This window comes from Streptomyces violaceoruber (assembly GCF_033406955.1).
In the GTDB taxonomy this organism is placed as follows: Bacteria; Actinomycetota; Actinomycetes; order Streptomycetales; family Streptomycetaceae; genus Streptomyces; species Streptomyces violaceoruber.
The window spans coordinates 6139632-6162699 of record NZ_CP137734.1; the positions used below are offsets into that span (position 1 = coordinate 6139632).

A 23068-nucleotide genomic window follows, 5' to 3' on the forward strand; every position below is an offset into this window, starting at 1 on the left:
GGCGAGCGAGTGTGTGCGGGCCGGTCAAGGGTGAAACGCCGTGCACCGGGACGATGGTTCCACCGGGTGGCACAGCACACATCGCGGACAGAGCGGATCCGCCGGACAGTGGGACCATGCGAGTCTTCCGAGGACCGCGCCGGGCCCGGGAGCGACGGGCCGCCCGCATACCCGGCGCCGTGCGCATGCCGACCGCGGCACGGGCGCTGCTCGGCGCCCTGCCCGGGCTGGCCGCCGTCGCCGCGCTCTTCCTGTGCGCGAACGGGGTGGAACGGGCGGCCGACGCCGACGCCGAGGCCGTTCCGGCCGCCGCCACCGACCGGTACGCCGCGCCCCGGCCCGACATCGTGCCCCGGTCGGTCTGGCTGGGCGACGCCGCCCGCGCCCAGCCCGCCCCCCGCTACGACGACGAGGTGGTCGCCGTCTTCGTCCACCACACGGACACGCCCAACGGCTACGACTGCGCCGACGTGCCGGCCATCCTCCGCGGGGTGTACCAGGGCCAGACCGGAGCCCGGGACTGGGACGACATCGGCTACAACTTCGTCGTCGACCGCTGCGGCACCGTCTACGAGGGCCGCGCCGGCGGCATCGACCGGCCCGTCACCGGCGCCCACACCCAGGGCTTCAACCACCGCACCACCGGGATCGCCGCCCTCGGCACCTACACCGCCGGGGTGCCCGTGCCCGACGAGCTGACCGACGCGATCGCCGCCGTGGCAGCCTGGAAGCTGGGCGAGACCGGCACCGACCCGCGGGCGAAGGTCGCCCTGGTCTCCAGCAACGGCCTCAGCCGGTACGCCGCGGGTGCCACCGCCATGCTGCCCGCCGTCGCGGGGCACGACGACGGCTACCAGACCAGCTGCCCGGGCGCGGCTCTCTCCGCCCGCCTCGCGGACATCCGGGACACGGCGGCCCGCCTCCAGGGCCGGGCCTGACCGCCCGGGCGGGCGGTGCGCCCGAGTCCGCGCGTCACTCCGGTCCGAACCTCGCCCACAGGCGGGGCAGGCGCTCGGCGAGGGCGCGGTCGTTCTCCAGGTCGATCGGTACGCCCAGCGGTTCGGGGGGCGCGGGCGCGATGCCCAGGTCCGGGGCGACGGTGCCGGTGAGCTGTTCGTAGGCCTCGTCGGCCGCGTAGCCCAGCTCCTCGCCGTCGCCGTCCAGCTCCTCGTCGAAGTCGTCCAGCAGCTCGGCGAGCGAGTCGGGCTCGTGCACCGCGCCCTCGTACACCTCACGGCCCTGGCCGATGAGCCAGCACCGGAAGAAGTCGAAGGCGTCGTCACTCGCCCCGCCGAGCAGCACCCACGCGGCAGCCCACAGGTCCCAGGTGCAGGCGCGGTTGTAGCGGGCCTCGAAGTGGCGGGCGAAGTCGAGCACCAGGTCCGGGTCCATGCCGAGCAGCCGCTCCACGAGCAGGTCGGCCTGGTCCTCGGAATCGCCGTCGGCGCGCTGCCGGGCGGCGTCGATCAGCTCCCAGAACTCCGTCTCGTCCATCACGGGTCCAGCATCGGCCCTGGGCGGGGGCGGCGCACGCGGAGTGCGGCGGATCGTTATGTGAGGATGCCTGCGGCGGCCTGTGCGGGTTCGGTGGGGGTGCGCGTAGCGCGGCTTGTCCGGTGGGTGGGTCGGGGGCGCGCCGGGGGGTGTCCGTCCTCGGAACGGCGCGGAATCGGTCACTTGAAAAGGCTCGGGGCGTTGACGCGCCAACCGCTGCGGGCGGACACCCCCCGACACGCCCCCTCCTCGCCGTACGCGGCTCTCCCCGCCCACGCTCCGCGTCCCCCGCCCCGCCGTACGCGGCTGCGGCCCGCTCTCGCTCCGCGTCCCGCTTCTCGCCGTACGCGGCTGCGGCCCGCTCTCGCTCCGCGTCCCGCTTCTCGCCGTACGCGGCTGACCGCCCGTCCCCGCCCCGGCTGCGGGCCGCCGCCGCCACGCCGCCGCAGCTGCGGGCAGTCGTGCCGCTGGGGCGGCACGGGTGGGCGCAGCGGCACCCCGCAACGCCGGGCCGCGTCCCTCTGGCGCCCGCACCCACCCCGGGTGCCAAGACCACGCCGGGTCACGTGACCCACCCCCCGGACCACGCCGGCCCGCGGCACCCCGCACTCACCCCCCGTACAGCTCCGCCAACCGCCGCGCCTCCCGCGCGAACCGTTCCCGCAGCGCCGCCGGCGCCAGCACCTCCACCTCCGGCCCGAGCCCCCTGAGCTGCGCGTGCGCGACCTCCTCCGACTCCACCGGCAGCGCCACCGTCACCCAGCCGTCCGCGTCCGGCGCCCCCGCGGCCTCCAGCGCCTCCCGGGCCGACAGCGCGTCGACCGCGTACGGCAGCCCACGCACCCCCCGCCCCGACAGCCGCACCACCACCTCGGCCCGCAGGATCGACCGCGCGAACTGCTCGGCCCGCTCGGCCCAGAACGCGGGCAGGTCGAAGCCGTCGTCCCGGACGAAACGTTCCTCGCCCGCCTCCACCGCCGTGAACCGGTCGATGCGGTACACGCGGAAGGGTCCGTCGCCCGCCGTCCCGGCGACCCGCGCGCAGAGGTACCAGACCCCGGCCTTCAGTACGAGCCCGTACGGCTCCAGCTCCCGGACGACCTCGTCCGTCCCGCGCCGGTAGCGCGCGGCGACGCGCCGGTCGTCCCAGACCGCGTCCGCCACCGCGGGCAGCAGCTCGGGCGTCTCCGGCTCGCGGAACCAGTTCGGCGCGTCCAGGTGGAAGCGCTGGGCCGCCGTACGGGAGGCGTCCCGCAGGGAAGGGAGCAGGGCCGCCGACACCTTCAGGCGGGCCGCCGAGGCCGCGTCCTCCAGGCCCATCTCGCGCAGCGCCCCGGGGACTCCGGACAGGAACAGAGCCTCGGCCTCGCCCCGGGCCAGGCCGGTCAGGCGGGTGCGGTAGCCGCCGACGAGGCGGTAGCCGCCGGCCCGGCCGCGCTCCGCGTACACCGGCACGCCCGCCTCCGACAGTGCCTGCGCGTCCCGCGTCACGGTCCGCTCCGACACCTCCAGCTCCCGGGCCAGCTCGGCGGCGGTCATGGTCGGGCGGGACTGGAGGAGCAGCACCATCTTGATGAGGCGGGCAGCGCGCATTCCCACATGATGCAGGAGACGCGGAAGGCCCCCGCCGGGGCGGGGGCCTTCCGTTCGTCGTGACGTGCCTCTACAGGCCGTAGCGCTCGCGCGCCTCCTTCACGGCCGTCGCCTTGACCTCGCCGCGCCGGGCGAGCTGGGCCAGCGCCGCGACCACGATGGACTCGGCGTCCACGCCGAAGTGGCGGCGGGCGGCGTCCCGGGTGTCCGACAGGCCGAAGCCGTCGGCACCGAGCGACGAGTAGTCCTGCTCGACCCACTGCGCGATCTGGTCCGGGACCTGGCGCATGTAGTCGGAGACCGCGAGCACCGGGCCCTCGGCGCCCTGCAGCGCCCGGCGGACGTACGGCACCCGGTCCTCGCCGCGCAGCAGCGCCGCGTCGGCGTCCATGGCGTCCCGGCGCAGCTCCGTCCAGGAGGTCGCGGACCACACGTCGGCGGCCACGCCCCACTCCTCGGCGAGCAGCCGCTGCGCCTTGAGCGTCCAGTGGATCGCCGTGCCGGAGCCGAGCAGCTGGATGCGCGGGGCGTTCGCGGCCGGGGTCAGGCCCGCCGTCTCCGCCGTGTTGAAGCGGTACAGGCCCTTGACGATGCCCTCGTCCACACCGGACGGCTTGGCCGGCTGCGGCATCGGCTCGTTGTAGACCGTCAGGTAGTAGAAGACGTTCGGGTCCTCGCCCGGGGCCGCCTCGCCGTACATGCGGCGCAGACCGTCCTTGACGATCGCCGCGATCTCGTACGCGAACGCCGGGTCGTAGGAGAGGGCGGCGGGGTTGGTCGCCGCGATGGCGGGGGAGTGGCCGTCCGCGTGCTGAAGGCCTTCACCGGTGAGGGTGGTGCGGCCCGCGGTGGCGCCCACCAGGAAGCCGCGGCCGAGCTGGTCGCCGAGCTGCCACATCTGGTCGGCCGTGCGCTGCCAGCCGAACATCGAGTAGAAGATGTAGAACGGGATCATCGCCTCGCCGTGCGTCGCGTACGCGGTGGACGCGGCGATGAAGTCGGCCATCGAGCCGGCCTCGGTGATGCCCTCGTTGAGGATCTGGCCGTTCTTGGCTTCCTTGTAGTACATCAGCTGGTCGCGGTCGACCGGCTCGTACGTCTGGCCCTTGGGCGAGTAGATGCCCAGGGACGGGAAGAGGCTCTCCATGCCGAAGGTGCGGGCCTCGTCGGGGACGATCGGCACCCAGCGCTTGCCGGTCTCCTTGTCGCGGACCAGGTCCTTGACCAGGCGGACGAAGGCCATGGTCGTCGCGACGTTCTGCGAGCCGGAGCCCTTGTCGAAGGACGCGAACGCCTTGTCGGCCGGGGCGGGCAGCGGTGCGAGGGGGTGCACGCGGCGGGCCGGGGCGGGACCGCCGAGGGCGGCGCGGCGCTCCTGGAGGTAGCGCACCTCGGGGGAGTCGGCGCCCGGGTGGCCGTAGGGGACCACGCCGTCGACGAAGGCGCTGTCCGCGATCGGCAGGCCGAGCAGGTCGCGCATGTCCTTGAACTCGTCCACCGAGAGCTTCTTCATCTGGTGGTTGGCGTTCTTGGAGGCGAAGCCGCGGCCGAGGGTGTGGCCCTTGACCGTCTGGGCCAGGATCACGGTGGGCGCGCCCTTGTGGGCGAGCGCGGCGCGGTAGGCGGCGTACACCTTGCGGGACTCGTGACCGCCGCGGGAGAAGTGGAAGCAGTCGAGGATCTTGTCGTCGGACAGGAGCTTCGCCATCTCGGCGAGCTGCGGGTCCTTGTTGAAGAAGTCCTCGCGGATGTAGGCGGCGTCGCGGGTCTGGTACGTCTGGACCTGGGCGTCCGGTACCTCGCGCAGGCGGCGTACCAGGGCGCCGGTGGTGTCGAGCTGGAACAGCTCGTCCCAGGCCGTGCCCCACAGCGACTTGATCACGTTCCAGCCGGCGCCGCGGAACTGGGCCTCCAGCTCCTGCACGATCTTGAAGTTGGCGCGGACCGGACCGTCGAGGCGCTGCAGGTTGCAGTTGATGACGAAGGTCAGGTTGTCCAGGCCCTCGCGGGAGGCGAGGGTGAGCGCGGTGGTGGACTCCGGCTCGTCCATCTCGCCGTCGCCGAGGAACGCCCACACGTGGGAGTTGGTCAGGTCCTTGATCCCGCGGCTGGTCAGGTAGCGGTTGAACCGCGCCTGGTAGATCGCGGAGATCGGGCCGAGGCCCATGGAGACGGTCGGGAACTCCCACAGCCAGGGCAGGCGGCGCGGGTGCGGGTAGGACGGCAGGCCGTTGCCGCCGGCCTCGCGGCGGAAGTTGTCCAGCTGCTCCTCGTTCAGGCGGCCGTCGAGGAAGGCGCGGGCGTAGATGCCGGGGGAGGCGTGGCCCTGGATGTAGAGCTGGTCGCCGGAGCCGTCACCCTCCTTGCCCTTGAAGAAGTGGTTGAAGCCGGTCTCGTAGAGCCAGGCCGCGGAGGCGAAGGTGGCGATGTGGCCGCCGACGCCGTACTTGCTGCCGCGGGTCACCATCGCCGCCGCGTTCCAGCGGTTCCAGGCGGTGATCCGCTGCTCCATCGCCTCGTCGCCGTCCACGGTGGGCTCGTCGGCGGTCGGGATGGAGTTGACGTAGTCGGTCTCCAGCAGCTTGGGCAGCGCCAGGCCCGCGCCCTCGGCGCGCTCCAGCGTGCGGCGCATCAGGTACGCGGCACGGTGCGGCCCGGCCGCCTGGGTGACGGCGTCCAGGGAGGCCTGCCACTCGGCGGTCTCCTCGGGGTCGCGGTCCGGGAGCTGGTCGAGCTCGCTCGGCTGGATGGCTTTCGGGTCGGTCGTCATGTCGCCGCCTTCCTCAGTCGAAGGGGGTTCCCTCATCGGCAAGGGTTCGGGGGTGCCCTAGGTCTTTGGCAGGACAGGGCTGGGGCTTGGGTGGAAGCCCGTCTGTGACTGTAACTCGTTGATCGATGATCGATCAAAGGGTTGAGGGGCAAAACCTCTTGATCACGAGAAAGTCGGCACGGGGTGCCTCCGGCGGTGGCACGGGGTGACGGTCCCGTCGGGGATATGTGCAGGTGAGAGGGGGTGGGCGCGGATGAGCTCGGGGGCCGGCCGAGTGGTGTCCGCAGCCCTTCTCCAGGGGCGCGGGGAACTGCGCGGGAACGGGGCGAAGGAGGCCGTCAGGGGCGGGGTGCGCAGCCCAGGACGTGGGACTTCACGATCTCCGGGATGCGCGGGTCGCGGCGCCGGAACGCGGCGACCAGCTCCTCGTGCTCCTCCGCGTACGACTGCTGCACCGTCCCCAGCCACCGTATCGACAGCGCCGTGAACACCTCGATCCCCAGCCCCTCCCAGGTGTGCAGCAGCACCGAGTTGCCCGCCGCCCGCACCAGCTCCCGGTGGAAGCCCACCGTGTGCCGCACCTGGCCGGTGCCGTCGGAGACCCGGTCGGCCTCGTACAGCGCGGCGACGTGCGGCTCCAGGGCCGAGCAGTCCAGGGCGAGCCGGTCCGCCGCCAGCTCGGCCGCGATGGCCTCCAGACCGGCCCGGACGGGGTAGCTCTCCTCCAGGTCGGCGGCGGTCAGGTTGCGCACCCGCACGCCCTTGTTCGGCGCCGACTCGATCAGCCGCAGCGACTCCAGCTCCCGCAGTGCCTCCCGCACCGGCGTCTGGCTGACCTCCAGCTCGGTCGCGATCCGCCGCTCCACGATCCGCTCGCCCGGCTGCCAGCGCCCGCTGATGATCCCTTCCAGGATGTGCTCGCGGATCTGTTCGCGCAGCGAGTGGACGACGGGCGCGGTCATGAGAGCTCCTTCGGGAGAGGGCCCCTTCGGCCCCCTGGGGGACTGACGTTTAGACAATACGGCCGTCACGGGGGGCGGGAAGGGCGCACGGGGGCGCTTTGACGCAGGTGAGACGAGACTTACACAGCGTGCCCCGGTCGAAACACGGCGATGCCCCCGCCCGGGAACTTCCGGGCGGGGGCACCGTACAGGCCCACTGGCGAGGGTGACTACAGGCCGAGCTCGACCTCGAACTCGCCCGCCTCCAGGATCGCCTTGACCGCCGTCAGGTAGCGGGCGGCGTCGGCGCCGTCCACCAGACGGTGGTCGTAGGACAGGGTCAGGTACGTCATGTCGCGGACGCCGATGACCGGGCCGTCCTCCGTCTCGATGACGGCCGGACGCTTGACCGTGGCACCGATGCCGAGGATGGCGACCTGGCCCGGCGGCACGATGATCGTGTCGAACAGCGCGCCGCGCGAACCGGTGTTGCTGATGGTGAAGGTCGCACCGGCCAGCTCGTCCGGGCTGATCTTGCTGGCCCGCACCTTGCCCGCCAGGTCGGCGGTCGCCTTGGCGATGCCGGCCAGGTTCAGGTCACCGGCGTTCTTGATGACCGGGGTCATCAGGCCCTTCTCGGAGTCCACCGCGATACCGATGTTCTCGGTGTCGAAGTAGGTGATGGTCCCCTCGGCCTCGTTGATCTTGGCGTTGACCGGGGCGTGGGCCTTGAGGGCCTGGGCCGCGGCCTTGACGAAGAACGGCATCGGGGAGAGCTTGACGCCCTCGCGCGCCGCGAACGCGTCCTTGGCACGGGCGCGCAGCTTCATCAGACGGGTGACGTCGACCTCGACGACCGACGACAGCTGGGCCTGCTCGTGCAGCGCCTTGACCATGTTGTCGCCGATGACCTTGCGGATGCGCGGCATCTTGACGGTCTGGCCACGCAGCGGGGAGGCCTCCAGGACGGGGGCCTTCTTCGCGGCGGGCGCGGCGGGGGCGGCGGCCGGAGCCGGGGCGGCGGCCTTCGCGGCCTCGGCGGCGGCGGCGACGTCCTGCTTGCGGATGCGGCCGCCGACGCCGGTGCCCTTGACGGTGGACAGGTCGACGCCGTTCTCGGCGGCGAGCTTGCGCACCAGCGGGGTGACGTAGGCGCCGTCGTCCACCGGCTGGGCGGCGGCCGGGGCAGCCGGAGCGGCGGCCGGGGCCGGCGCGGGCGCCGGAGCGGCGGGCTGCGGGGCCGGAGCCGCCGGCGCCTGCGGGGCCGGAGCCGGAGCGGCCTGCGCGGGAGCGGGGGCCGGAGCCGCCGGAGCCGGGGTGGGCTCGGGCTGGGCCGGGGCGGCCGGGGCCTCCTGGGCCGGGGCCGCGGGGGCGGCCGGGGCAGCCGCCGGGGCGGCACCCGCCGCACCGATGACGGCGAGCTTGGCGCCGACCTCGGCCGTCTCGTCCTCGCCGACCACGATCTCCAGCAGGGTGCCGGAGGCGGGGGCCGGGATCTCGGTGTCGACCTTGTCGGTCGAGACCTCGAGCAGCGGCTCGTCCTCCTCGACGCTGTCACCGACCGACTTCAGCCAGCGGGTGACGGTGCCCTCGGTGACGGACTCGCCGAGCGCGGGCAGGACCACGTCCGTGCCCTCGGCGGAGCCGCCGGCGGCGGCGTCGGCGGTGGGGGCGGGCGCCGGGGCGGCCTGCTCGGTGGAAGGGGCGGCCGGGGCGGGCTCGGGGGCCGGCTCGGCGACCTGCTCGGCCTGCGGGGCCGGGGCGGCGGCGGGGGCGCCGCTGCCGTCGTCGATCAGCGCCAGCTCGGCGCCGACCTCGACGGTCTCGTCCTCGGCGACCTTGATGGAGGACAGCACGCCCGAGGCGGGGGCCGGGATCTCGGTGTCGACCTTGTCGGTCGAGACCTCGAGCAACGGCTCGTCGGCCTCGACGCGCTCACCCTCGGCCTTCAGCCAGCGGGTGACGGTGCCCTCGGTGACGCTCTCGCCGAGCGCCGGAAGGGTTACGGAAACCGCCATGGTTTCGGTTGCTCCTTACGAAATTGCGGAAGTCTGTGTCGTCGCGCCCGAAGACCGAAGCGGTCAGTCGTGCATGTGGAGCGGCTTGCCGGCCAGCGCCAGGTGGGCCTCGCCGAGCGCCTCGTTCTGCGTCGGGTGGGCGTGGATGAGCTGGGCCACCTCGGCCGGCAGCGCCTCCCAGTTGTAGATCAGCTGCGCCTCGCCGACCTGCTCGCCCATGCGGTCGCCGACCATGTGGACGCCGACCACGGCGCCGTCCTTGACCTGGACCAGCTTGATCTCGCCCGCGGTCTTCAGGATGCGGCTCTTGCCGTTGCCGCCCAGCGGGAACTTGATCGAGACGACCTTGTCCGCGCCGTAGACCTCCTTCGCCCTGGCCTCGGTGAGACCGACGGAGGCGACCTCCGGGTGGCAGTACGTCACCCGCGGCACGCCGTCGTAGTCGACCGGCACGGTCTTGAGGCCGGCGAGCCGCTCCGCCACCAGGATGCCCTCGGCGAAGCCGACGTGCGCGAGCTGGAGGGTGGGAACGAGGTCACCGACGGCGGAGATGGTCGGGACGTTGGTCCGCATGTACTCGTCGACGAGGACGAAGCCGCGGTCCGTCGCGACGCCGTTCTCCTCGTAGCCCAGGCCCTGCGAGACGGGGCCGCGGCCGATGGCGACGAGCAGGACCTCGGCCTCGAACTCCTTGCCGTCGGCGAGGGTGACCTTGACGCCGTCCTGGGTGTACTCGGCCTTCTGGAAGAAGGTGCCCAGGTTGAACTTGATGCCCCGCTTGCGGAAGGCGCGCTCCAGGAGCTTGGAGCTGTTCTCGTCCTCGACCGGAACGAGGTGCTTGAGGCCCTCGATGACCGTGACCTCGGAACCGAAGGACTTCCACGCGGAGGCGAACTCGACGCCGATGACGCCGCCGCCCAGCACGATCGCGGACTTCGGCACGCGGTCGAGCGTGAGGGCGTGGTCCGAGGAGATGATCCGGTTGCCGTCGATCTCCAGGCCCGGCAGGGTCTTCGGCACGGAGCCGGTCGCCAGCAGGACGTGGCGGCCCTGGACACGCTGGCCGTTGACGTCCACCGAGGTGGGGGAGGAGAGCCGGCCCTCACCCTCGATGTAGGTGATCTTGCGGGAGGCGACCAGACCCTGCAGGCCCTTGTACAGGCCGGCGATCACCTCGTCCTTGTACTTGTGCACGCCGGCCATGTCGACGCCCTCGAAGGACGTCTTGACGCCGAACTGCTCGCTCTCGCGGGACTGGTCGGCGACCTCGCCCGCGTGGAGCAGGGCCTTGGTGGGAATGCAACCGTTGTGAAGGCAGGTGCCGCCGAGCTTGTTCTTCTCGATCAGGGCGACGTCCAGGCCCAGCTGCGCCCCGCGCAGGGCCGCGGCGTAACCACCGCTGCCACCGCCGAGGATCACTAGGTCGAAAACGGTGCTGGCGTCGTTCGCCACGTCACGTCCTCCATGCATGTGCGCCACGCCGGTCTCCAGTGACCGGTCGGCGGCTGGTGTCCGGCCGCTCATTGTTCTCGGCCCTTGGGTGGGCCCTGTCCTGCCGGGCTCCATCTTCGCACTTGTGAGAGGCGAACGAGACGTGGGGCCGGGGTGTGAGACACCCCACGTTCACGTGAGCGGAACAGCAGGCTGCACTTGTCACCCACGCCAGGACACCCCGTCAGGGGCGCGGGGAACCGCGCGACGAGCCACGACGGACCCGCGGCCGCACGGTCACCCGCGCCCGGCAACCCCTCAGGCGCCTCCGGCCCGGCTAGCCCAGCTCACCCGCGGCCGCCAGCTCGGCAACCCGCACCAGCGTCCGCACCGCCGTCCCCGTACCGCCCTTCGGCGTGTACCCGAAGGGCCCGCCCTCGTTGAAGGCCGGACCCGCGATGTCCAGGTGCGCCCAGGTGATGCCCTCGCCGACGAACTCCCGCAGGAAGAGACCGGCCACCAGGCCGCCGCCCATCCGCTCGCCCATGTTCGCGATGTCCGCGGTCGGCGAGTCCATGCCCTTGCGCAGGTGCTCCGGCAGCGGCATCGGCCAGGCCGGCTCGCCGGACTCCTCCGCCGCCTCGTGCACCGCGGAGCGGAACGCGTCGTCGTTCGCCATGATCCCGTACGTGCGGCTGCCCAGCGCCAGCATCATCGCGCCCGTCAGCGTCGCCACGTCGATGATCGCGTCCGGCTCGTCCTGCGAGGCCGCCCACAGCGCGTCGGCGAGCACCAGCCGGCCCTCGGCGTCGGTGTTGAGCACCTCCACCGTCTTGCCGCTGTACATGCGCAGCACGTCACCCGGGCGCGTCGCCGAGCCCGACGGCATGTTCTCGGCCAGCGCCAGCCAGCCGGTCACGTTGACCTCCAGGCCGAGCCGCGCGGCGGCGACCACCGCGGCGAACACGGCGGCGGCGCCGGCCATGTCGCACTTCATCGTCTCGTTGTGGCCGGCCGGCTTCAGCGAGATGCCGCCCGAGTCGTAGGTGATGCCCTTGCCGACGAAGGCGAGGGACTTCTTCGCCTTGGGCGAGGTGTACGACAGCTTCACCAGCCGCGGACCCGACGCCGAACCGGCGCCGACGCCGAGGATGCCGCCGTAGCCGCCCTTGACGAGCGCCTTCTCGTCGAGCACCTGCACCTTGATGCCGTGCTCCTTGGCGGCCGCCTGCGCCACCGCCGCGAAGGCCTCCGGGTCGAGGTCGTTCGGCGGGGTGTTGACCAGGTCGCGGGCGCGGTTCAGCTCCTCGGCGACGGCCGTGGCACGCTCGATCGCCGCCTTGTACGCCTTGTCGCGGGGCTTGCCGCCGAGCAGCGCGGCCTCCGCCAGCGGGGCCTTGCCGTTGCCGTTGGCCTTCGCCTTGGCACCCTTGGCCTCCTTGGCCTCCTTGGCCGACGCCTTGTACGCGTCGAAGGAGTACGCGCCGAGCAGCAGGCCCTCGGCGACGACACCGGCGTCGGCGGCCTCGGCGAGCGGCAGGGCGAAGGCGGCCTTCTTGGCGCCGGCCAGGGCGCGGGCGGCCGCGCCGGCGGCCCGGCGCAGCGCCTCGGGGTCGAAACCGGCGTCCTTCTCGGGCTCGGCACCGAGGCCCACCGCCACGACGACGGGAGCCTTGAAGCCGGACGGAGCGGGCAGCTTCGTCACCTCGCCCTCGGCACCTGAGGCGCCGAGGGTCTCCAGGACGGCGGCGAGCCGGCCGTCGTACGCCTTGTCCACGGCCTCGGCGCCCGGGGCGACGGACGGGCCGCCTGCGCCCTTGGCGACGCCGATCACGATCGCGTCGGCCCGCAGGCCGGGCGCCGCGGCGGTGGAGAGAGTGAGAGCAGTCACGGTGGTGAAATCTCGCTTCCGTATGAAGTCTGGTGTGGCCGAATGCGGGTGGGTCGACCGGGCCCGACATCCGACCCTAGATCCCTCCTGCGATGCGGTCCTCGCCTGGGCAGGCGAACACTCGGCACGAGCCTACGCTCGCGCACGGGCGCGCTCCCTCCCGCGGGGCCGTGGTTTCCCCGCGGCTGTGCGGGTGGGGGATCATTCCGGGGGGCATGCCGCCCACCCCCCTTCCGCACTCTGGAGCACTTCCCGTGAGACGTCCGGTCCTGCCGACAGCCCTTCTCCTGCTGCTGCTTGCCGGCTGCACGTCGGCACCCGGTGGTGACGGCGGCGTCGGCGGCGTCGGCGGTGAGGGCGGTGAGGGCGGTGACGGCGGCGTCGGCGCGACCGCCGGCCACTGGCGGCCGACGCCCGGCACCGCCTGGCAGTGGCAGCTCAGCGGCAGGCTGGACACCTCCGTCGACGTACCGGTCTACGACATCGACGGCTTCGACCACGACGAAGCCACGGTCGCCGGCCTGCACGACGACGGGCGCAAGGTCATCTGCTACGTCTCCACCGGCGCCTGGGAGGACTTCCGGCCCGACGCCGACGCGTTCCCCAAGAAGGTGCTGGGCAAGGGCAACGGCTGGGAGGGCGAGCGGTGGCTGGACATCCGCGCGACGGACGTCCTGGAGCCGCTGATGGCCGAGCGCCTCGACATGTGCCGCGACAAGGGCTTCGACGCCGTGGAGCCGGACAACATGGACGGCTACAAGAACGACACCGGCTTCCCGCTCACCGGCGACGACCAGCTCCGCTACAACCGGCTGATCGCGAAGCTCGCCCACGACCGCGGGATGGCCGTCGGGCTGAAGAACGACCTGGACCAGATCCCGGACCTGGTCGACGACTTCGACTTCGCCGTCAACGAACAGTGCGCCCAGTACGGCGAGTGCGCCGACAACCGGCCGTTCGTCGACGCGGACAAGGCGGTGTTCCACGTCGAGTACGAGCTGCCGACCGAGCGCTTCTGCGCCGACTCCCGCGAGCTGCGGCTCAGTTCGATGCTGAAGAAGTACGAACTGGACGCGTGGCGGGAGGCCTGCTGAGCCCGTGAGCCCGCGGCTCAGCCGAGGACGAGGACCACGAGGGCGGTGGTGGCCGCCGTCTCCGCCACGCCGCCGAAGACGTCGCCCGTGACCCCGCCGAAGCGGCGGACGCAGTGGCGCAGGAGGAGTTCGGCCACCGCGACGGCGCACACCACGGCGAGCGCCGTGCGCAGCGCGTCGTACGGGCCCAGGTACGCGCCCGCCGCCGCGCCGGCGAGGGTGACGGCCGCCGTCGCGGCCAGCGCCCCGCCGGCCGGTACCACCCCGGCGACCGCCGCGCCCAGGCCCTCCGGGCGGGCGGCGGGCACTCCGGTGCGGGCCGCCGTCGTGAGCGCCAGCCGGGCGGCGGTCGCCGACACCACGGCGGCGAGCGCGCCCCGCGCCCACGAGCCGTCGTAGGCCTGCGCGAGGGCGGCCACCTGGGCGAGGAGCGTGAACAGCAGGGCGAGCACGCCGAACGGTCCGATGTCCGACTGCTTCATGATCCGCAGGGCGTCCTCGGCGGGCTTGCCGCTGCCCAGTCCGTCGGCGGTGTCGGCCAGTCCGTCCAGGTGCAGTCCGCGCGTGAGTACGGCGGGGACGGCGGCCGTGGCGACCGCGGCGAGCAGGGTCCCGGCGCCCAGGGCGAGCAGCAGGAGCCCGGCGGCCGCGGCGGCGGCACCGACGGCCAGCCCGGCCAGCGGCGCGCACAGCATGCCGCCGCGCGCGGCGTCCCGGTCCCAGCGGGTCACCTTGACCGGGAGCACGGTGAGGGTGCCGAAGGCGAAACGGAGGCCGTCGGGGGAGGGGGTCCTGAGCACCGGCGCAGACTACCCGGCGGTCGGCGGGGTGCGGGCGGGTGCTGGGGATAAAGTGCGCATATGGGAGATTGGTGGCAGCGCAACATCATGGAGCCGGGCAAGCTGCCGCTGCTCCTCGCGCTGGCGGCGTTCGTGCTGACGTTCGCGGTCACCCGGGTGATCACCCGTCTGATCCGGGCGGGCAAGGGGCCCTTCGGGAACGTCAAGGCGGGCGGGGTGCACATCCACCACGTCGTCCCGGGGGTCGTGCTCACCGTCGTCGGCGGCTTCGGCGCGGTCGCGGGGGGCCGGCACGGGGTCTGGTCGGCTCTCGCGGCGGTGGTCTTCGGTATCGGGGCGGGGCTGGTCCTGGACGAGTTCGCGCTGATCCTGCACCTCGACGACGTGTACTGGAGCGAGGCGGGGCGCAAGAGCGTGGAGGCCGTGGTGCTCACCGCGGCGCTGGTCGGGCTGGTGCTGGCGGGGTTCACGCCGTTCGGTGTCGACGGGATGTCCCAGGACGAGTTGCAGGACCGCGCGAACGTCATCGCGACCGTCGCGGGGAACTTCCTGTTCTCCCTCCTCGCCCTGGCCAAGGGCAAGGCACGGCTGGCGATCTTCGGGGTCATCGTGCCCTTGATCGCTCTGGTCGGCGCGGTTCGCCTGGCCCGGCCGGGCTCTCCGTGGGCCCGCCGGTTCTACGCCCGCCGGCCGCGGGCCCGCGCTCGGGCCCGGCTGCGCGCCGAACGCCACGACCGCCGCTGGTCCGGACCGCGCCGGGTCGTCCAGGACTGGATCGGCGGGCGCCCGGATCCGCGGTGAGGATGCCTGCGGCGGCCTGTGCGGGTGCGGTGGGGGTGCGCGTTGCGCGGTGGGTGCGGTGGGTGGGTCGGGGTCGCGCCGGGGGGTGTCCGTCCTCGGAACGGCGCGGAATCGGTCGGCCGCAGAAGCGAACTCCGTTGACGCGCCAACCGCTGCGGGCGGACACCCCCCGACACGCCCCCTCCTCGCCGTACGCGGCTCTCCCCGCCCTCGCTCCGCGTCTCCCTCCTCGCCGTACGCGGCTGCGGCCCGCTCTCGCTCCGCGTCCCGCTTCTCGCCGTACGCGGCTGACCGCCCGTCCCCGCCCCGGCTGCGGGCCGCCGCCGCCACGCCGCCGCAGCTGCGGGCAGTCGTGCCGCTGGGGCGGCACGGGTGGGCGCAGCGGCACCCCGTTACGCCGGGCCGCGTCCCCCCTCGCGCCCGCACCCATGCCGGGGAACCAAGCCACCCCGGTCCACCGGACCGGGGCTACTCGCCGTCGGTCACGGCCTCGCCGTCGGCGGTCGTCGGCAGCTCCGCTGCCAAGGACGCCGCCGCCTGGACCAGGGGCAGCGCCAGCAGTCCACCCGCGCCCTCGCCCACCTTCACGCCCTGGGTCAGCAGCGGCTCCATGGCCATCCGGTCCAGCGCCTTCGCCTGCCCCGGCTCCCCGCTGTCGTGCGCGGCCAGCCACCAGTCCGGTGCCCGGAACGCGACCCGCTGCCCGACCAGCGCGCACGCGGCCGTCACGACGCCGTCCAGGATCACCGGCACCTTCCGCACCGCGCTCTGCAGCAGGAAGCCCGTCATGGCGGTGAGGTCCGCGCCGCCGACCGTGGCGAGGAGTTGCAGCTGGTCGCCGAGGACCGGTCGCGCGCGCCGCAGCGCGTCGCGGATCGCCGCGCACTTGCGCATCCAGGCCAGGTCGTCGATCGGCAGCCCGCCCCGGCCGGTGACGACCGACGCGTCCGTCCCGCACAGCGCGGCCACCAGCGTCCCCGCCGCCGTCGTACCGCCCACGCTCACGTCACCCAGCACCACCAGGTCGGTGCCCGAGTCGGCCTCCTCGTCGGCCACCGCCATCCCGGCGCGGAAGGCGGCCTCCGCCTCCTCGGGGGTCAGCGCGTCCTCGATGTCGATGCGGCCGCCGCCGCGCCGCACCCGGTGTCCCGCCACCTCGGCCGGCAACGTCTCCGGATCGCAGTCCAGGGCCATGTCGACGACGCGCACCGGTACGTCCAGGCGCCTGGCGAGCACCGACACCGGCCGGCCGCCCTCCAGTACCTCGCGCACCAGCTCACCGGCACTGCCCGCGGGCCGCGCCGACACGCCCAGCTCGGCGACCTTGTGGTCGCCGGCGAAGAGCACCACCCGGGGGCGTACGACAGGGCGTACCGGTACGGCGGACTGGGCCGCCGACAGCCACTCGCCCAGGTCGTCGAGGCGGCCCAGCGATCCGGGCGGGACGACCTGACGCTCCCGGCGCGCCTCCGCGTCGCGACGTACCCCGCCGTCGGGGCGCTCGATCAGGTCGGTGAAGTCGTCGAGATTCAGCGAGCTCATTCGCCGAACAGTACCGGCCCCGGTCGAACGCGAAGGAGGGCCCGTGGGCGGCACGTCCGGGCGGCGTCGTTGCGCCCCGGATCGCGTTCACCTACGTAACGTTTTGCCTTGAATGTCTTACGTGCCCGCGTACGTCTCGTGTCGGGAGCCGCTCGTGTCCGCAACCTCCGCCCCCTCGGTGCCTCCCGTCCCCCCGTACGGGCCGTACCGCGAGGACTGCCCCTGGTGCGGCTCGCGGCGGCTGCGGGCCCGGCTGCGCGGTGACGGGCCGCGGCAGGGGGCACCCCACCGGTCTCCGGTCGAGCGGTGCGCGGACTGCCGCCACGTCTTCCGGAACCCGCCGCTCACCCCCGGCCCGGAGCATCCCCTGGTCCGGGCGGGTGTCCGGTTCAGACACCGGCTGGCCGCCCGGGCGCTGTACCGCCACTGTCCCGAGCCCGAGAGCTGGCTGGACGTCGGCACCGGCGACGCCGAATTCCCCCGGGCCGCCCGTACGCACTTCCCGTACACCGCGTTCGACGGCCTGGACGCCACCCACCGCGTGCTGCGGGCCCGCGCCGTCGAACGGGTCGAGGAGGCGTTCGTCGGGCGGCTGACGGATCCGCACATCGCGGCCCGGCTGCGGGAACGCTACGACGTCGTGAGCCTCTTCCAGTATCTGGAGCGGGTTGTGGACCCCCGGGCGGAACTGCGGGCCGCGCTGCGAGTGCTGAGGCCCGGCGGGCATCTGCTCGTCGACGTGGCCGACCCGCGTCGCCTGCTGCCCGTCCACCCCCTCGGACTGGGCGCCGAACTCGTGGCCCAGGGCTGCACGATCCTGACCGGCTCCCGCGGGCACCGCGTCGTCGCGCGCAAGGACGGCTCAGCCCCGTAGCACCAGCGCCTGGCCCGCCACCACGAGCAGCACCTGCTCGCACTCGGCCGCGAACGCCGCGTTCAGGCGGCCGAGTTCGTCACGGTAGCGGCGGCCGGACGCCGTGGCCGGGACGATGCCCGAACCGACCTCGTTCGACACCGCCACCAGCGTGCGGCGGGTACCGCGGACCGCCTGGGTCAGTTCCCGCACCCGGTCCCTCAGCGCCCGTTCGCCGCCGTCGGCCCACTCCTCGTCGTCCCACGCGCCGACCGCGTCCATCGCGTCCGTCAGCCACAGGGACAGGCAGTCGACGAGGAGGGGCGGGCCCTCGTCCTTCAGGAGGGGGACCAGGTCGCAGGTCTCGGCGGTCCGCCACGAACCGGGGCGGCGTTCCCGGTGCGCGCCGACCCGGGCCGCCCATTCGGTGTCGCCGTTGCGGGAGCCGCCGGTGGCCACGTAGAGGACGTCGGGGAAGGGCTCGAGGCGGCGTTCCGCCTCCACCGACTTGCCCGACCGCGCGCCGCCCAGGACCAGGGTGCGCCGCGGGACGTCGGGCACGTCCTCGTACGAGCCCACCGCCAGCGTCGTGCCGTCCGGCACCGTCCGTGCGCCCGCCGCCGCGAGCCGCCGCGCCAGCTCCCGGCCCGGCGGCGCGTCGTGGTCCAGGTGGACGGCGACGACGTCCGTCGTCGGGCCCGCCGCACCCACCGCCCGCAGCCGCGCCAGCGCGTCCGGCCGCCCCACGACGTCCGCGAGGACCAGGTCGTACGGCTCCACGGGCTCCTCCAGGCCCGCCGGGGCGCCGCCCGGCGGCACGTAGAGGAGCCGCCGGCCGTCGGGTCCCGTCACGGCGTAGCCCGTGCCCGGCGCGTCCAGCGCCACCGCCCGCACCCGGTGCCCCGTCAGCAGCGCCAGCTCCCGGCCGTCCGGCACCCGGCCCGGCTGCGGCAGCCCGGCCGGCACCTCCACGGCGGGGCCGTCGTGCGGGTGGGAGAGCAGCACCTGCCGTACGCCGGACAGGGAGTGCCCGGCCCTCGCGGCGGCGAACGCGGCGCCGGGCGTCAGGTCGAGCAGCAGCGCGCCGTCCACCAGCAGCGCGGTCGCCGCACGCGCGTCCTCGCCCTGTGCCGCGGCACAGGCCGCGCAGGGACAGTCGGGGCGGGGGAGTCCCGCGGGGGCACCGGTGCCGAGCAGAGTCACGTCCACGCACCGATTTTCGCCGGTCACCCGGCGACCTGCGCGCCCGAGTCCCCCCGAGGGGCGGATGCCGCGACCGTTCCCGCCCCCGGGGCCCCCTGCGGGGCCTTCTCCCCGGGCCTTCTACGGTGCGCCCGGTTCAGCGCATAGGCTGCGGGCGGAGGACGGATCAAGGTCCGGCTTCCGCTCTGCATGTGCTCACACCTTGGAGGCGTACATGGCGGCATGGACGTGGCGGTTCGAGACGGCCGACGGGACGGAGGTCCAGCCCGCGGTGCAGCCCGAGGAGTTCACCACGCAAGGGGACGCCGAGTCCTGGATCGGGGAGCAGTGGAAGGACCTCCGGGCGGGCGGCACCGACCAGGTGCGGCTCTTCGAGGACTCCACCGAGATCTACGGCCCGATGAGCCTGCACGCCGAGGAGGCGGAGGCCGATGCCGAGGCCGAGGCGGGGACCGAGGCCTGAGGCCCGGGGGCGGGGGCGGCCCCGCCCCCGTCACTGCTCGCCGAGCGTCACCTCGGCCGTGTGCTCCTTGCCGTCCCGGGTGTAGGTCACCTTCGTCCGGTCGCCCGGCCGCATCGACGCCAGCGCCTCGGACAGCGAGGTGATGGTGGTGATGTCCGTGTCGCCGAGCTTCACGAGGACGTCCCCGGGGCGCAGGCCGGCGTCGTCGGCGGCCCCGCCGTCGCTCACCTCGACGACGGCCGCCCCGGCCGGGCGGTAGCTGTCGTCCACGACCGTGCGGGCGGTGATGCCCAGCGCAGCCCGGCCCGAGTCGGTGACCTTGCCGTCCCGGACGATCTGCCCGGCCACCGTCGTCACCATCGACGCCGGGATCGCGAACCCGATGCCGGGCGCCGCGCTGTCGCCGAGGCCCGGATCGGTCGCCGCCAGCGTCGGGATGCCGATCACCTGCCCGTCCAGGTTCACCAGGGCGCCCCCGCTGTTGCCCGGGTTGATGGCCGCCGACGTCTGCACCATGTTGGCGATGGTCGCGCCCGTGCCGCCGCCGCTGCTGCCCTCCGTCACGGTGCGCCCGGTCGCCGACACGATGCCCTGCGTCACGCTGGAGGACAGGCCGAGCGGCGAGCCCATCGCCAGCACGATCTGCCCCACCTCGACCTTCGCGGAGTCCGCGAAGCGGGCCGCCCTCATGCCCTCGGGCACCTTGTCGAGCTTGATGACCGCCAGATCCTGCTCCGGGTAGGAGGAGACCAGCTTCGCGGTCAGGGCGCCCTCGGTGCGGGCCGTCGTCACCCGGAACGACTTCGCGTCCCCGACGACGTGCGCGTTGGTGACGACGTGGCCCTTGTCGTCGTACACGACCCCCGACCCCAGGGAGTCGCCCGCCTGGATCTGCACCACCGACGGCAGTACGTCCTTGATCACCCGCTCGTAGTCGGCCTCCAGCTCACTGGCCGCGCGCGGCGCCGCGGCCTGCGCCGTGTCGCCCTCCCGCGCGCTCCCCGAACCCCGGTCGGTCCCCGCACCGGCGTCGGAACAGCCGGTCGCCAGCAACAGGACGCAGGCCGGTACGGCCACCGGAGCGAGCAGACGGCGCAGACGGGTGCGGGAAGTGTCCATGGCCCGAGTCTCACCGCGTCCCCGGCGCCCGGCGCCCCGTGCACACCCGAACGGGCGCCGCGGCCGGGCGGGTGGTGGCACCGGGCCGGGTGGGGCGACAGCTAGCCGCGCACCCCGCACAGGTGCAGCAGCGCCGCGACCGAGCGGTACGGGTCCGTCCGGCCGGCCCGCTCCTCGGCGGCCAGCAGGGCATCGAGGTCGGCGGGGGGCGGGGCACCGTCGGGCGCCGTGTCCGTGAAGACCCGCACGCCGTACCAGGTGTGCAGCGGCGCGCCGATGCCCGCGAGCTTCGCCGTCAGCGTCGCCAGCCGGTCCGCGCGGACGTCGAGGCCCAGGCGGTTGCGGTAGCTCGTGGTGTCGAAGGCGGCCAGCGCGCCCGGCCAGTCGCCGTGCAGGCCCGGGCGCAGCGCGAGCGCGTCGCCGTTGCGCACCACCAGCGACAGCAGGCCGCCGGGCGCGAGCATCCGGGCCAGTCCCGCGAGCAGCGGGTCGGGCTCCTCGACGTACATGAGCACGCCGTGGCACAGCACCACGTCGAAGCTGCCCGGCAGGAAGTGCACGCCGGTGTCCCGGCCGTCGCCCTCGACGATCCGCATCCGCTCCCGGATGCCCTCGGGCTGGCCGGCCAGGGCGTCACGCGCGGCGGCGATCATCGTCGCGTCCCGCTCCACGCCGGTCACCTGGTGCCCGGCCCGTGCCAGCCGCAGCGCCTGGGTGCCCTGGCCCATTCCGACGTCGAGCACGCGCAGCCGCCGCCCCACGGCGAAACGCCCGGCTATCTGCTCGTCCAGCTGCCGGGCCACCAGCTCCTGCCGTACGACGTTGCGAAGCCCGGACAGTCCCGCTGTCCAGGCCTCGGCCGCGCCCTCGGTGAACGGCGTCGTGCTCAGGGCCGCTCCCCACGCTTGACCTGGGGCTTGGGCAGCCGCAGCCGGCGCATCTGGAGCGAGCGCATCAGCGCGTACGCGACCGCGCCGCGGCGGCGCTCGTCCGGGAAGCGCTCCGCGAGCCGCTTCTTCAGCCGGAAGCCGGTGACGATCGAGTCCAGCACGATCAGCACGATCACGACCAGCCACAGCAGCAGCGCGACGTTCTGCAACGACGCCACCCGGATCATGCTCAGCACGAGGATGATCACGGCCATCGGCAGGAAGTACTCCGCGATGTTGAACCGCGAGTCGACGAAGTCGCGCGCGAACTTGCGGACCGGGCCCTTGTCGCGGGCCGGCAGGTACCGCTCGTCGCCCTTGGCCAGCGCCTCGCGCTGCCGGGCCATCGCGGTCCGCCGCTCCTCGCGCTGCCGCTTGGCGGCGTCCTTGCGGGTCATCGGCGTATTGGCGACGCTGCGGCGCTGGGACTGGGCCACACTGCGCTTGGGTGTGGGCCTGCCCTTCGGGGCCTGCGGGTCACGGGGCTGATTGGAGTCGGTCACCTGCGCGCTGACGGCGCTCTGGGCCTTCTCATCCTTGGCACGGCTACGGAACACAAAACCCAAGGGTACGGGGTGCGGGGGTGTGGACCCCAGTCCGGTGGGGAACGATCCGGCAACGCCGGTCGTCTGTATGGGGACAGAGCGGATGTACGGAGCGGATGCCGCGTACAGCCCCGGACACCGGGATTTTCCGGACAACCCGGGGAGCACCTACTCCCTGCGCCGGACGGGGAACGTACGCAGTCGTCCTTGGGGATGAGCGCATCCGTCCCCGAACAGTGCGGTAATGGATGCAGGGCCCGTACTGTGGGTTCTGTTGCAGTCGCTGGAGCTGGAGTCGGTCAGAAGGGGGCGCGCGAAGCCCATGAGCGGTGTCATGAAGCGTATGGGGATGATCTTCCGCGCGAAGGCCAACAAGGCCCTTGACCGGGCCGAGGACCCGCGCGAGACCCTCGATTACTCGTACCAGAAACAGCTGGAGCTGCTGCAGAAGGTGCGCCGCGGCGTCGCCGACGTGGCGACCAGCCGCAAGCGGCTGGAGCTGCAGCTCAACCAGCTCCAGTCCCAGTCGGGCAAGCTGGAGGACCAGGGCCGCAAGGCGCTGGCGCTGGGCCGCGAGGACCTGGCCCGCGAGGCGCTCTCCCGGCGCGCCGCGCTCCAGCAGCAGGTCACCGACCTGGAGACGCAGCACGCCACCCTCCAGGGCGAGGAGGAGAAGCTCACCCTTGCGGCTCAGCGCCTCCAGGCCAAGGTGGACGCCTTCCGCACGAAGAAGGAGACCATCAAGGCCACCTACACGGCGGCCCAGGCGCAGACCCGCATCGGCGAGGCGTTCTCCGGCATCTCCGAGGAGATGGGCGACGTCGGCCTGGCCATCCAGCGGGCCGAGGACAAGACCGCCCAGCTCCAGGCCCGGGCCGGCGCCATCGACGAGCTGCTCGCCTCCGGCGCCCTCGACGACCAGTCCGGCATGCACAAGGACGACATCCAGGCCGAGCTGGACCGGCTCTCCGGTGGTACGGATGTAGAGCTGGAACTGCAGCGGATGAAGGCCGAGCTGGCCGGGGGCTCCACCTCCGACCGCCAGGCCATCGAGGGCGGCCAGGGACAGGGCCAGGCCTCGTCGCAGTCCCAGCAGCCGCAGGACACCCCGCGCTTCGACAAGCAGTAGCCCACGGCTAGGAGGGCCGACATGATCGTACGGATCATGGGGGAGGGACAGCTGACGCTGGCCGACGGCCGGCTCGGTGAGCTGAACAAGCTGGACGACGAACTCCTGGCCGAGATGGAGAACGGCGACGGCCCCGGCTTCCGCGCGACCCTCCAGGCCCTCCTGGCCAAGGTCCGCGAACTGGGCGAGCCCCTCCCGGACGACACCCTGGAACCGTCCGACCTCATCCTCCCGTCCCCGGACGCCACCCTGGAGGAGGTCCAGGAGCTCCTGAGCGACGACGGCCTCATTCCGGGCGGTGCGTGACGGCGCCTTGCTTCGCAGGCAGGCGACGAACAGCCCGTCCGGCGCTTGAGGACGAGGCCCGTTCAGGGCCGAAGCGGAGGTCCGGGGGCCGCAGCCCCCGGCCAACGATCACTGAAACGCAGGCCCGCTCATGGGAGACCCGTACT

Annotated in this window: 20 protein-coding genes; 7 read left to right on the top strand and 13 right to left on the bottom strand. The window is 73.5% G+C overall.

Translation table 11 applies throughout. The features are described from left to right. The first annotated feature begins 11 nt into the window (after window positions 1-11). Window positions 12-938 (top strand): peptidoglycan recognition protein family protein, encoded by a 927-nt coding sequence (locus tag R2E43_RS27435; RefSeq protein ID WP_030870941.1) that lies wholly within the window; start codon window positions 12-14, stop codon window positions 936-938. 34 nt (window positions 939-972) lie between these two features. Here the strand turns inward: R2E43_RS27435 and R2E43_RS27440 are convergent, their stop codons facing one another. From R2E43_RS27440 to R2E43_RS27470, 7 genes are all read right to left on the bottom strand, one after another. Continuing rightward, window positions 973-1494, bottom strand: a complete 522-nt coding sequence (locus tag R2E43_RS27440) for a DUF4240 domain-containing protein (RefSeq protein WP_030870944.1) — start codon at window positions 1492-1494, stop codon at window positions 973-975. 609 nt (window positions 1495-2103) lie between these two features. After that, the gene (locus R2E43_RS27445) at window positions 2104-3087 is read right to left on the bottom strand and encodes a helix-turn-helix transcriptional regulator (protein WP_265699388.1); all 984 of its coding nucleotides are present in this window, start codon (window positions 3085-3087) and stop codon (window positions 2104-2106) included. 70 nt (window positions 3088-3157) lie between these two features. Continuing rightward, window positions 3158-5857, bottom strand: a complete 2700-nt coding sequence (aceE, locus tag R2E43_RS27450) for a pyruvate dehydrogenase (acetyl-transferring), homodimeric type (RefSeq protein WP_003976632.1) — start codon at window positions 5855-5857, stop codon at window positions 3158-3160. Window positions 5858-6195: 338 nt separating this feature from the next. Next, complete coding sequence (locus R2E43_RS27455; RefSeq protein WP_003976633.1) at window positions 6196-6819, bottom strand: GntR family transcriptional regulator; 624 nt, start codon at window positions 6817-6819, stop codon at window positions 6196-6198. A gap of 209 nt (window positions 6820-7028) precedes the next feature. Then, window positions 7029-8816 (bottom strand): 2-oxoglutarate dehydrogenase, E2 component, dihydrolipoamide succinyltransferase, encoded by a 1788-nt coding sequence (gene sucB, locus R2E43_RS27460; RefSeq protein WP_093455937.1) that lies wholly within the window; start codon window positions 8814-8816, stop codon window positions 7029-7031. A gap of 63 nt (window positions 8817-8879) precedes the next feature. Next, window positions 8880-10268 carry a dihydrolipoyl dehydrogenase gene (lpdA, locus tag R2E43_RS27465; RefSeq protein ID WP_030873385.1) on the bottom strand — a complete coding sequence of 463 codons (1389 nt, stop codon included), beginning with the start codon at window positions 10266-10268 and terminating at the stop codon, window positions 8880-8882. 316 nt (window positions 10269-10584) lie between these two features. After that, window positions 10585-12138 (bottom strand): leucyl aminopeptidase, encoded by a 1554-nt coding sequence (locus R2E43_RS27470; protein ID WP_011028182.1) that lies wholly within the window; start codon window positions 12136-12138, stop codon window positions 10585-10587. Between the two features lie 254 nt (window positions 12139-12392). On the opposite strand from R2E43_RS27470, the gene R2E43_RS27475 reads away from it, so the two are divergent. After that, window positions 12393-13232 carry an endo alpha-1,4 polygalactosaminidase gene (locus R2E43_RS27475; RefSeq protein ID WP_136209498.1) on the top strand — a complete coding sequence of 280 codons (840 nt, stop codon included), beginning with the start codon at window positions 12393-12395 and terminating at the stop codon, window positions 13230-13232. Between the two features lie 17 nt (window positions 13233-13249). On the opposite strand, the gene R2E43_RS27480 is transcribed toward R2E43_RS27475, so the two are convergent. Further along, on the bottom strand, window positions 13250-14032 hold the full coding sequence (locus R2E43_RS27480) for an adenosylcobinamide-GDP ribazoletransferase (RefSeq protein ID WP_011028180.1): 783 nt from the start codon (window positions 14030-14032) through the stop codon (window positions 13250-13252). A gap of 60 nt (window positions 14033-14092) precedes the next feature. Between R2E43_RS27480 and R2E43_RS27485 the strand changes: the two genes are divergently transcribed. Then, window positions 14093-14833, top strand: coding sequence for a hypothetical protein (locus tag R2E43_RS27485; RefSeq protein ID WP_011028179.1), 741 nt, complete (start codon window positions 14093-14095; stop codon window positions 14831-14833). 468 nt (window positions 14834-15301) lie between these two features. Here R2E43_RS27485 and cobT read toward each other — a convergent pair whose 3' ends face one another. Continuing rightward, a complete protein-coding gene (gene cobT, locus R2E43_RS27490) occupies window positions 15302-16375 on the bottom strand; it encodes a nicotinate-nucleotide--dimethylbenzimidazole phosphoribosyltransferase (protein WP_011028178.1) in 1074 nt (357 codons plus the stop codon). A gap of 154 nt (window positions 16376-16529) precedes the next feature. Between cobT and R2E43_RS27495 the strand changes: the two genes are divergently transcribed. Beyond that, window positions 16530-17249, top strand: a complete 720-nt coding sequence (locus R2E43_RS27495) for a class I SAM-dependent methyltransferase (protein ID WP_319120562.1) — start codon at window positions 16530-16532, stop codon at window positions 17247-17249. Here the strand turns inward: R2E43_RS27495 and R2E43_RS27500 are convergent. After that, window positions 17238-18437: a bifunctional adenosylcobinamide kinase/adenosylcobinamide-phosphate guanylyltransferase gene (locus R2E43_RS27500; RefSeq protein WP_319120560.1), complete on the bottom strand. Its 1200-nt coding sequence runs from the start codon at window positions 18435-18437 to the stop codon at window positions 17238-17240. The two genes, R2E43_RS27495 and R2E43_RS27500, sit on opposite strands and share 12 nt — an antisense overlap. Window positions 18438-18645: 208 nt before the next feature. Between R2E43_RS27500 and R2E43_RS27505 the strand changes: the two genes are divergently transcribed. Beyond that, window positions 18646-18894, top strand: a complete 249-nt coding sequence (locus tag R2E43_RS27505; protein ID WP_003976644.1) for a hypothetical protein — start codon at window positions 18646-18648, stop codon at window positions 18892-18894. Window positions 18895-18924: 30 nt separating this feature from the next. On the opposite strand, the gene R2E43_RS27510 is transcribed toward R2E43_RS27505, so the two are convergent. The 3 genes from R2E43_RS27510 to R2E43_RS27520 all read right to left on the bottom strand — a co-directional run bounded on the left by R2E43_RS27510 (window position 18925) and on the right by R2E43_RS27520 (window position 21577). Further along, on the bottom strand, window positions 18925-20013 hold the full coding sequence (locus R2E43_RS27510; protein WP_011028175.1) for a S1C family serine protease: 1089 nt from the start codon (window positions 20011-20013) through the stop codon (window positions 18925-18927). A gap of 101 nt (window positions 20014-20114) precedes the next feature. Further along, complete coding sequence (locus R2E43_RS27515; RefSeq protein WP_011028174.1) at window positions 20115-20816, bottom strand: class I SAM-dependent methyltransferase; 702 nt, start codon at window positions 20814-20816, stop codon at window positions 20115-20117. An 83-nt stretch (window positions 20817-20899) separates the two neighbouring features. Next, window positions 20900-21577 carry a DUF3043 domain-containing protein gene (locus tag R2E43_RS27520; protein WP_063628660.1) on the bottom strand — a complete coding sequence of 226 codons (678 nt, stop codon included), beginning with the start codon at window positions 21575-21577 and terminating at the stop codon, window positions 20900-20902. A 244-nt stretch (window positions 21578-21821) separates the two neighbouring features. Between R2E43_RS27520 and R2E43_RS27525 the strand changes: the two genes are divergently transcribed. Both R2E43_RS27525 and pspAA read left to right on the top strand, forming a co-directional pair. Continuing rightward, window positions 21822-22616: a PspA/IM30 family protein gene (locus tag R2E43_RS27525; RefSeq protein WP_265699407.1), complete on the top strand. Its 795-nt coding sequence runs from the start codon at window positions 21822-21824 to the stop codon at window positions 22614-22616. Window positions 22617-22637: 21 nt separating this feature from the next. Next, the gene (gene pspAA / locus R2E43_RS27530) at window positions 22638-22922 is read left to right on the top strand and encodes a PspA-associated protein PspAA (protein ID WP_003976649.1); all 285 of its coding nucleotides are present in this window, start codon (window positions 22638-22640) and stop codon (window positions 22920-22922) included. The last annotated feature ends 146 nt before the right edge of the window (window positions 22923-23068 follow it).

Excerpts from the sequence above, each read along its gene's own strand:
- R2E43_RS27440 (WP_030870944.1), bottom strand. The coding sequence starts at position 1,494 with ATGGACGAGACGGAGTTCTGGGAGCTGATCGACGCCGCCCGGCAGCGC.
- R2E43_RS27445 (WP_265699388.1), bottom strand. The coding sequence starts at position 3,087 with ATGCGCGCTGCCCGCCTCATCAAGATGGTGCTGCTCCTCCAGTCCCGC.
- pspAA (WP_003976649.1), top strand. The coding sequence starts at position 22,638 with ATGATCGTACGGATCATGGGGGAGGGACAGCTGACGCTGGCCGACGGC.
- cobT (WP_011028178.1), bottom strand. The coding sequence starts at position 16,375 with ATGAGCTCGCTGAATCTCGACGACTTCACCGACCTGATCGAGCGCCCC.
- R2E43_RS27485 (WP_011028179.1), top strand. The coding sequence starts at position 14,093 with ATGGGAGATTGGTGGCAGCGCAACATCATGGAGCCGGGCAAGCTGCCG.
- aceE (WP_003976632.1), bottom strand. The coding sequence starts at position 5,857 with ATGACGACCGACCCGAAAGCCATCCAGCCGAGCGAGCTCGACCAGCTC.
- R2E43_RS27525 (WP_265699407.1), top strand. The coding sequence starts at position 21,822 with ATGAAGCGTATGGGGATGATCTTCCGCGCGAAGGCCAACAAGGCCCTT.
- R2E43_RS27455 (WP_003976633.1), bottom strand. The coding sequence starts at position 6,819 with ATGACCGCGCCCGTCGTCCACTCGCTGCGCGAACAGATCCGCGAGCAC.
- R2E43_RS27505 (WP_003976644.1), top strand. The coding sequence starts at position 18,646 with ATGGCGGCATGGACGTGGCGGTTCGAGACGGCCGACGGGACGGAGGTC.
- sucB (WP_093455937.1), bottom strand. The coding sequence starts at position 8,816 with ATGGCGGTTTCCGTAACCCTTCCGGCGCTCGGCGAGAGCGTCACCGAG.
- R2E43_RS27510 (WP_011028175.1), bottom strand. The coding sequence starts at position 20,013 with ATGGACACTTCCCGCACCCGTCTGCGCCGTCTGCTCGCTCCGGTGGCC.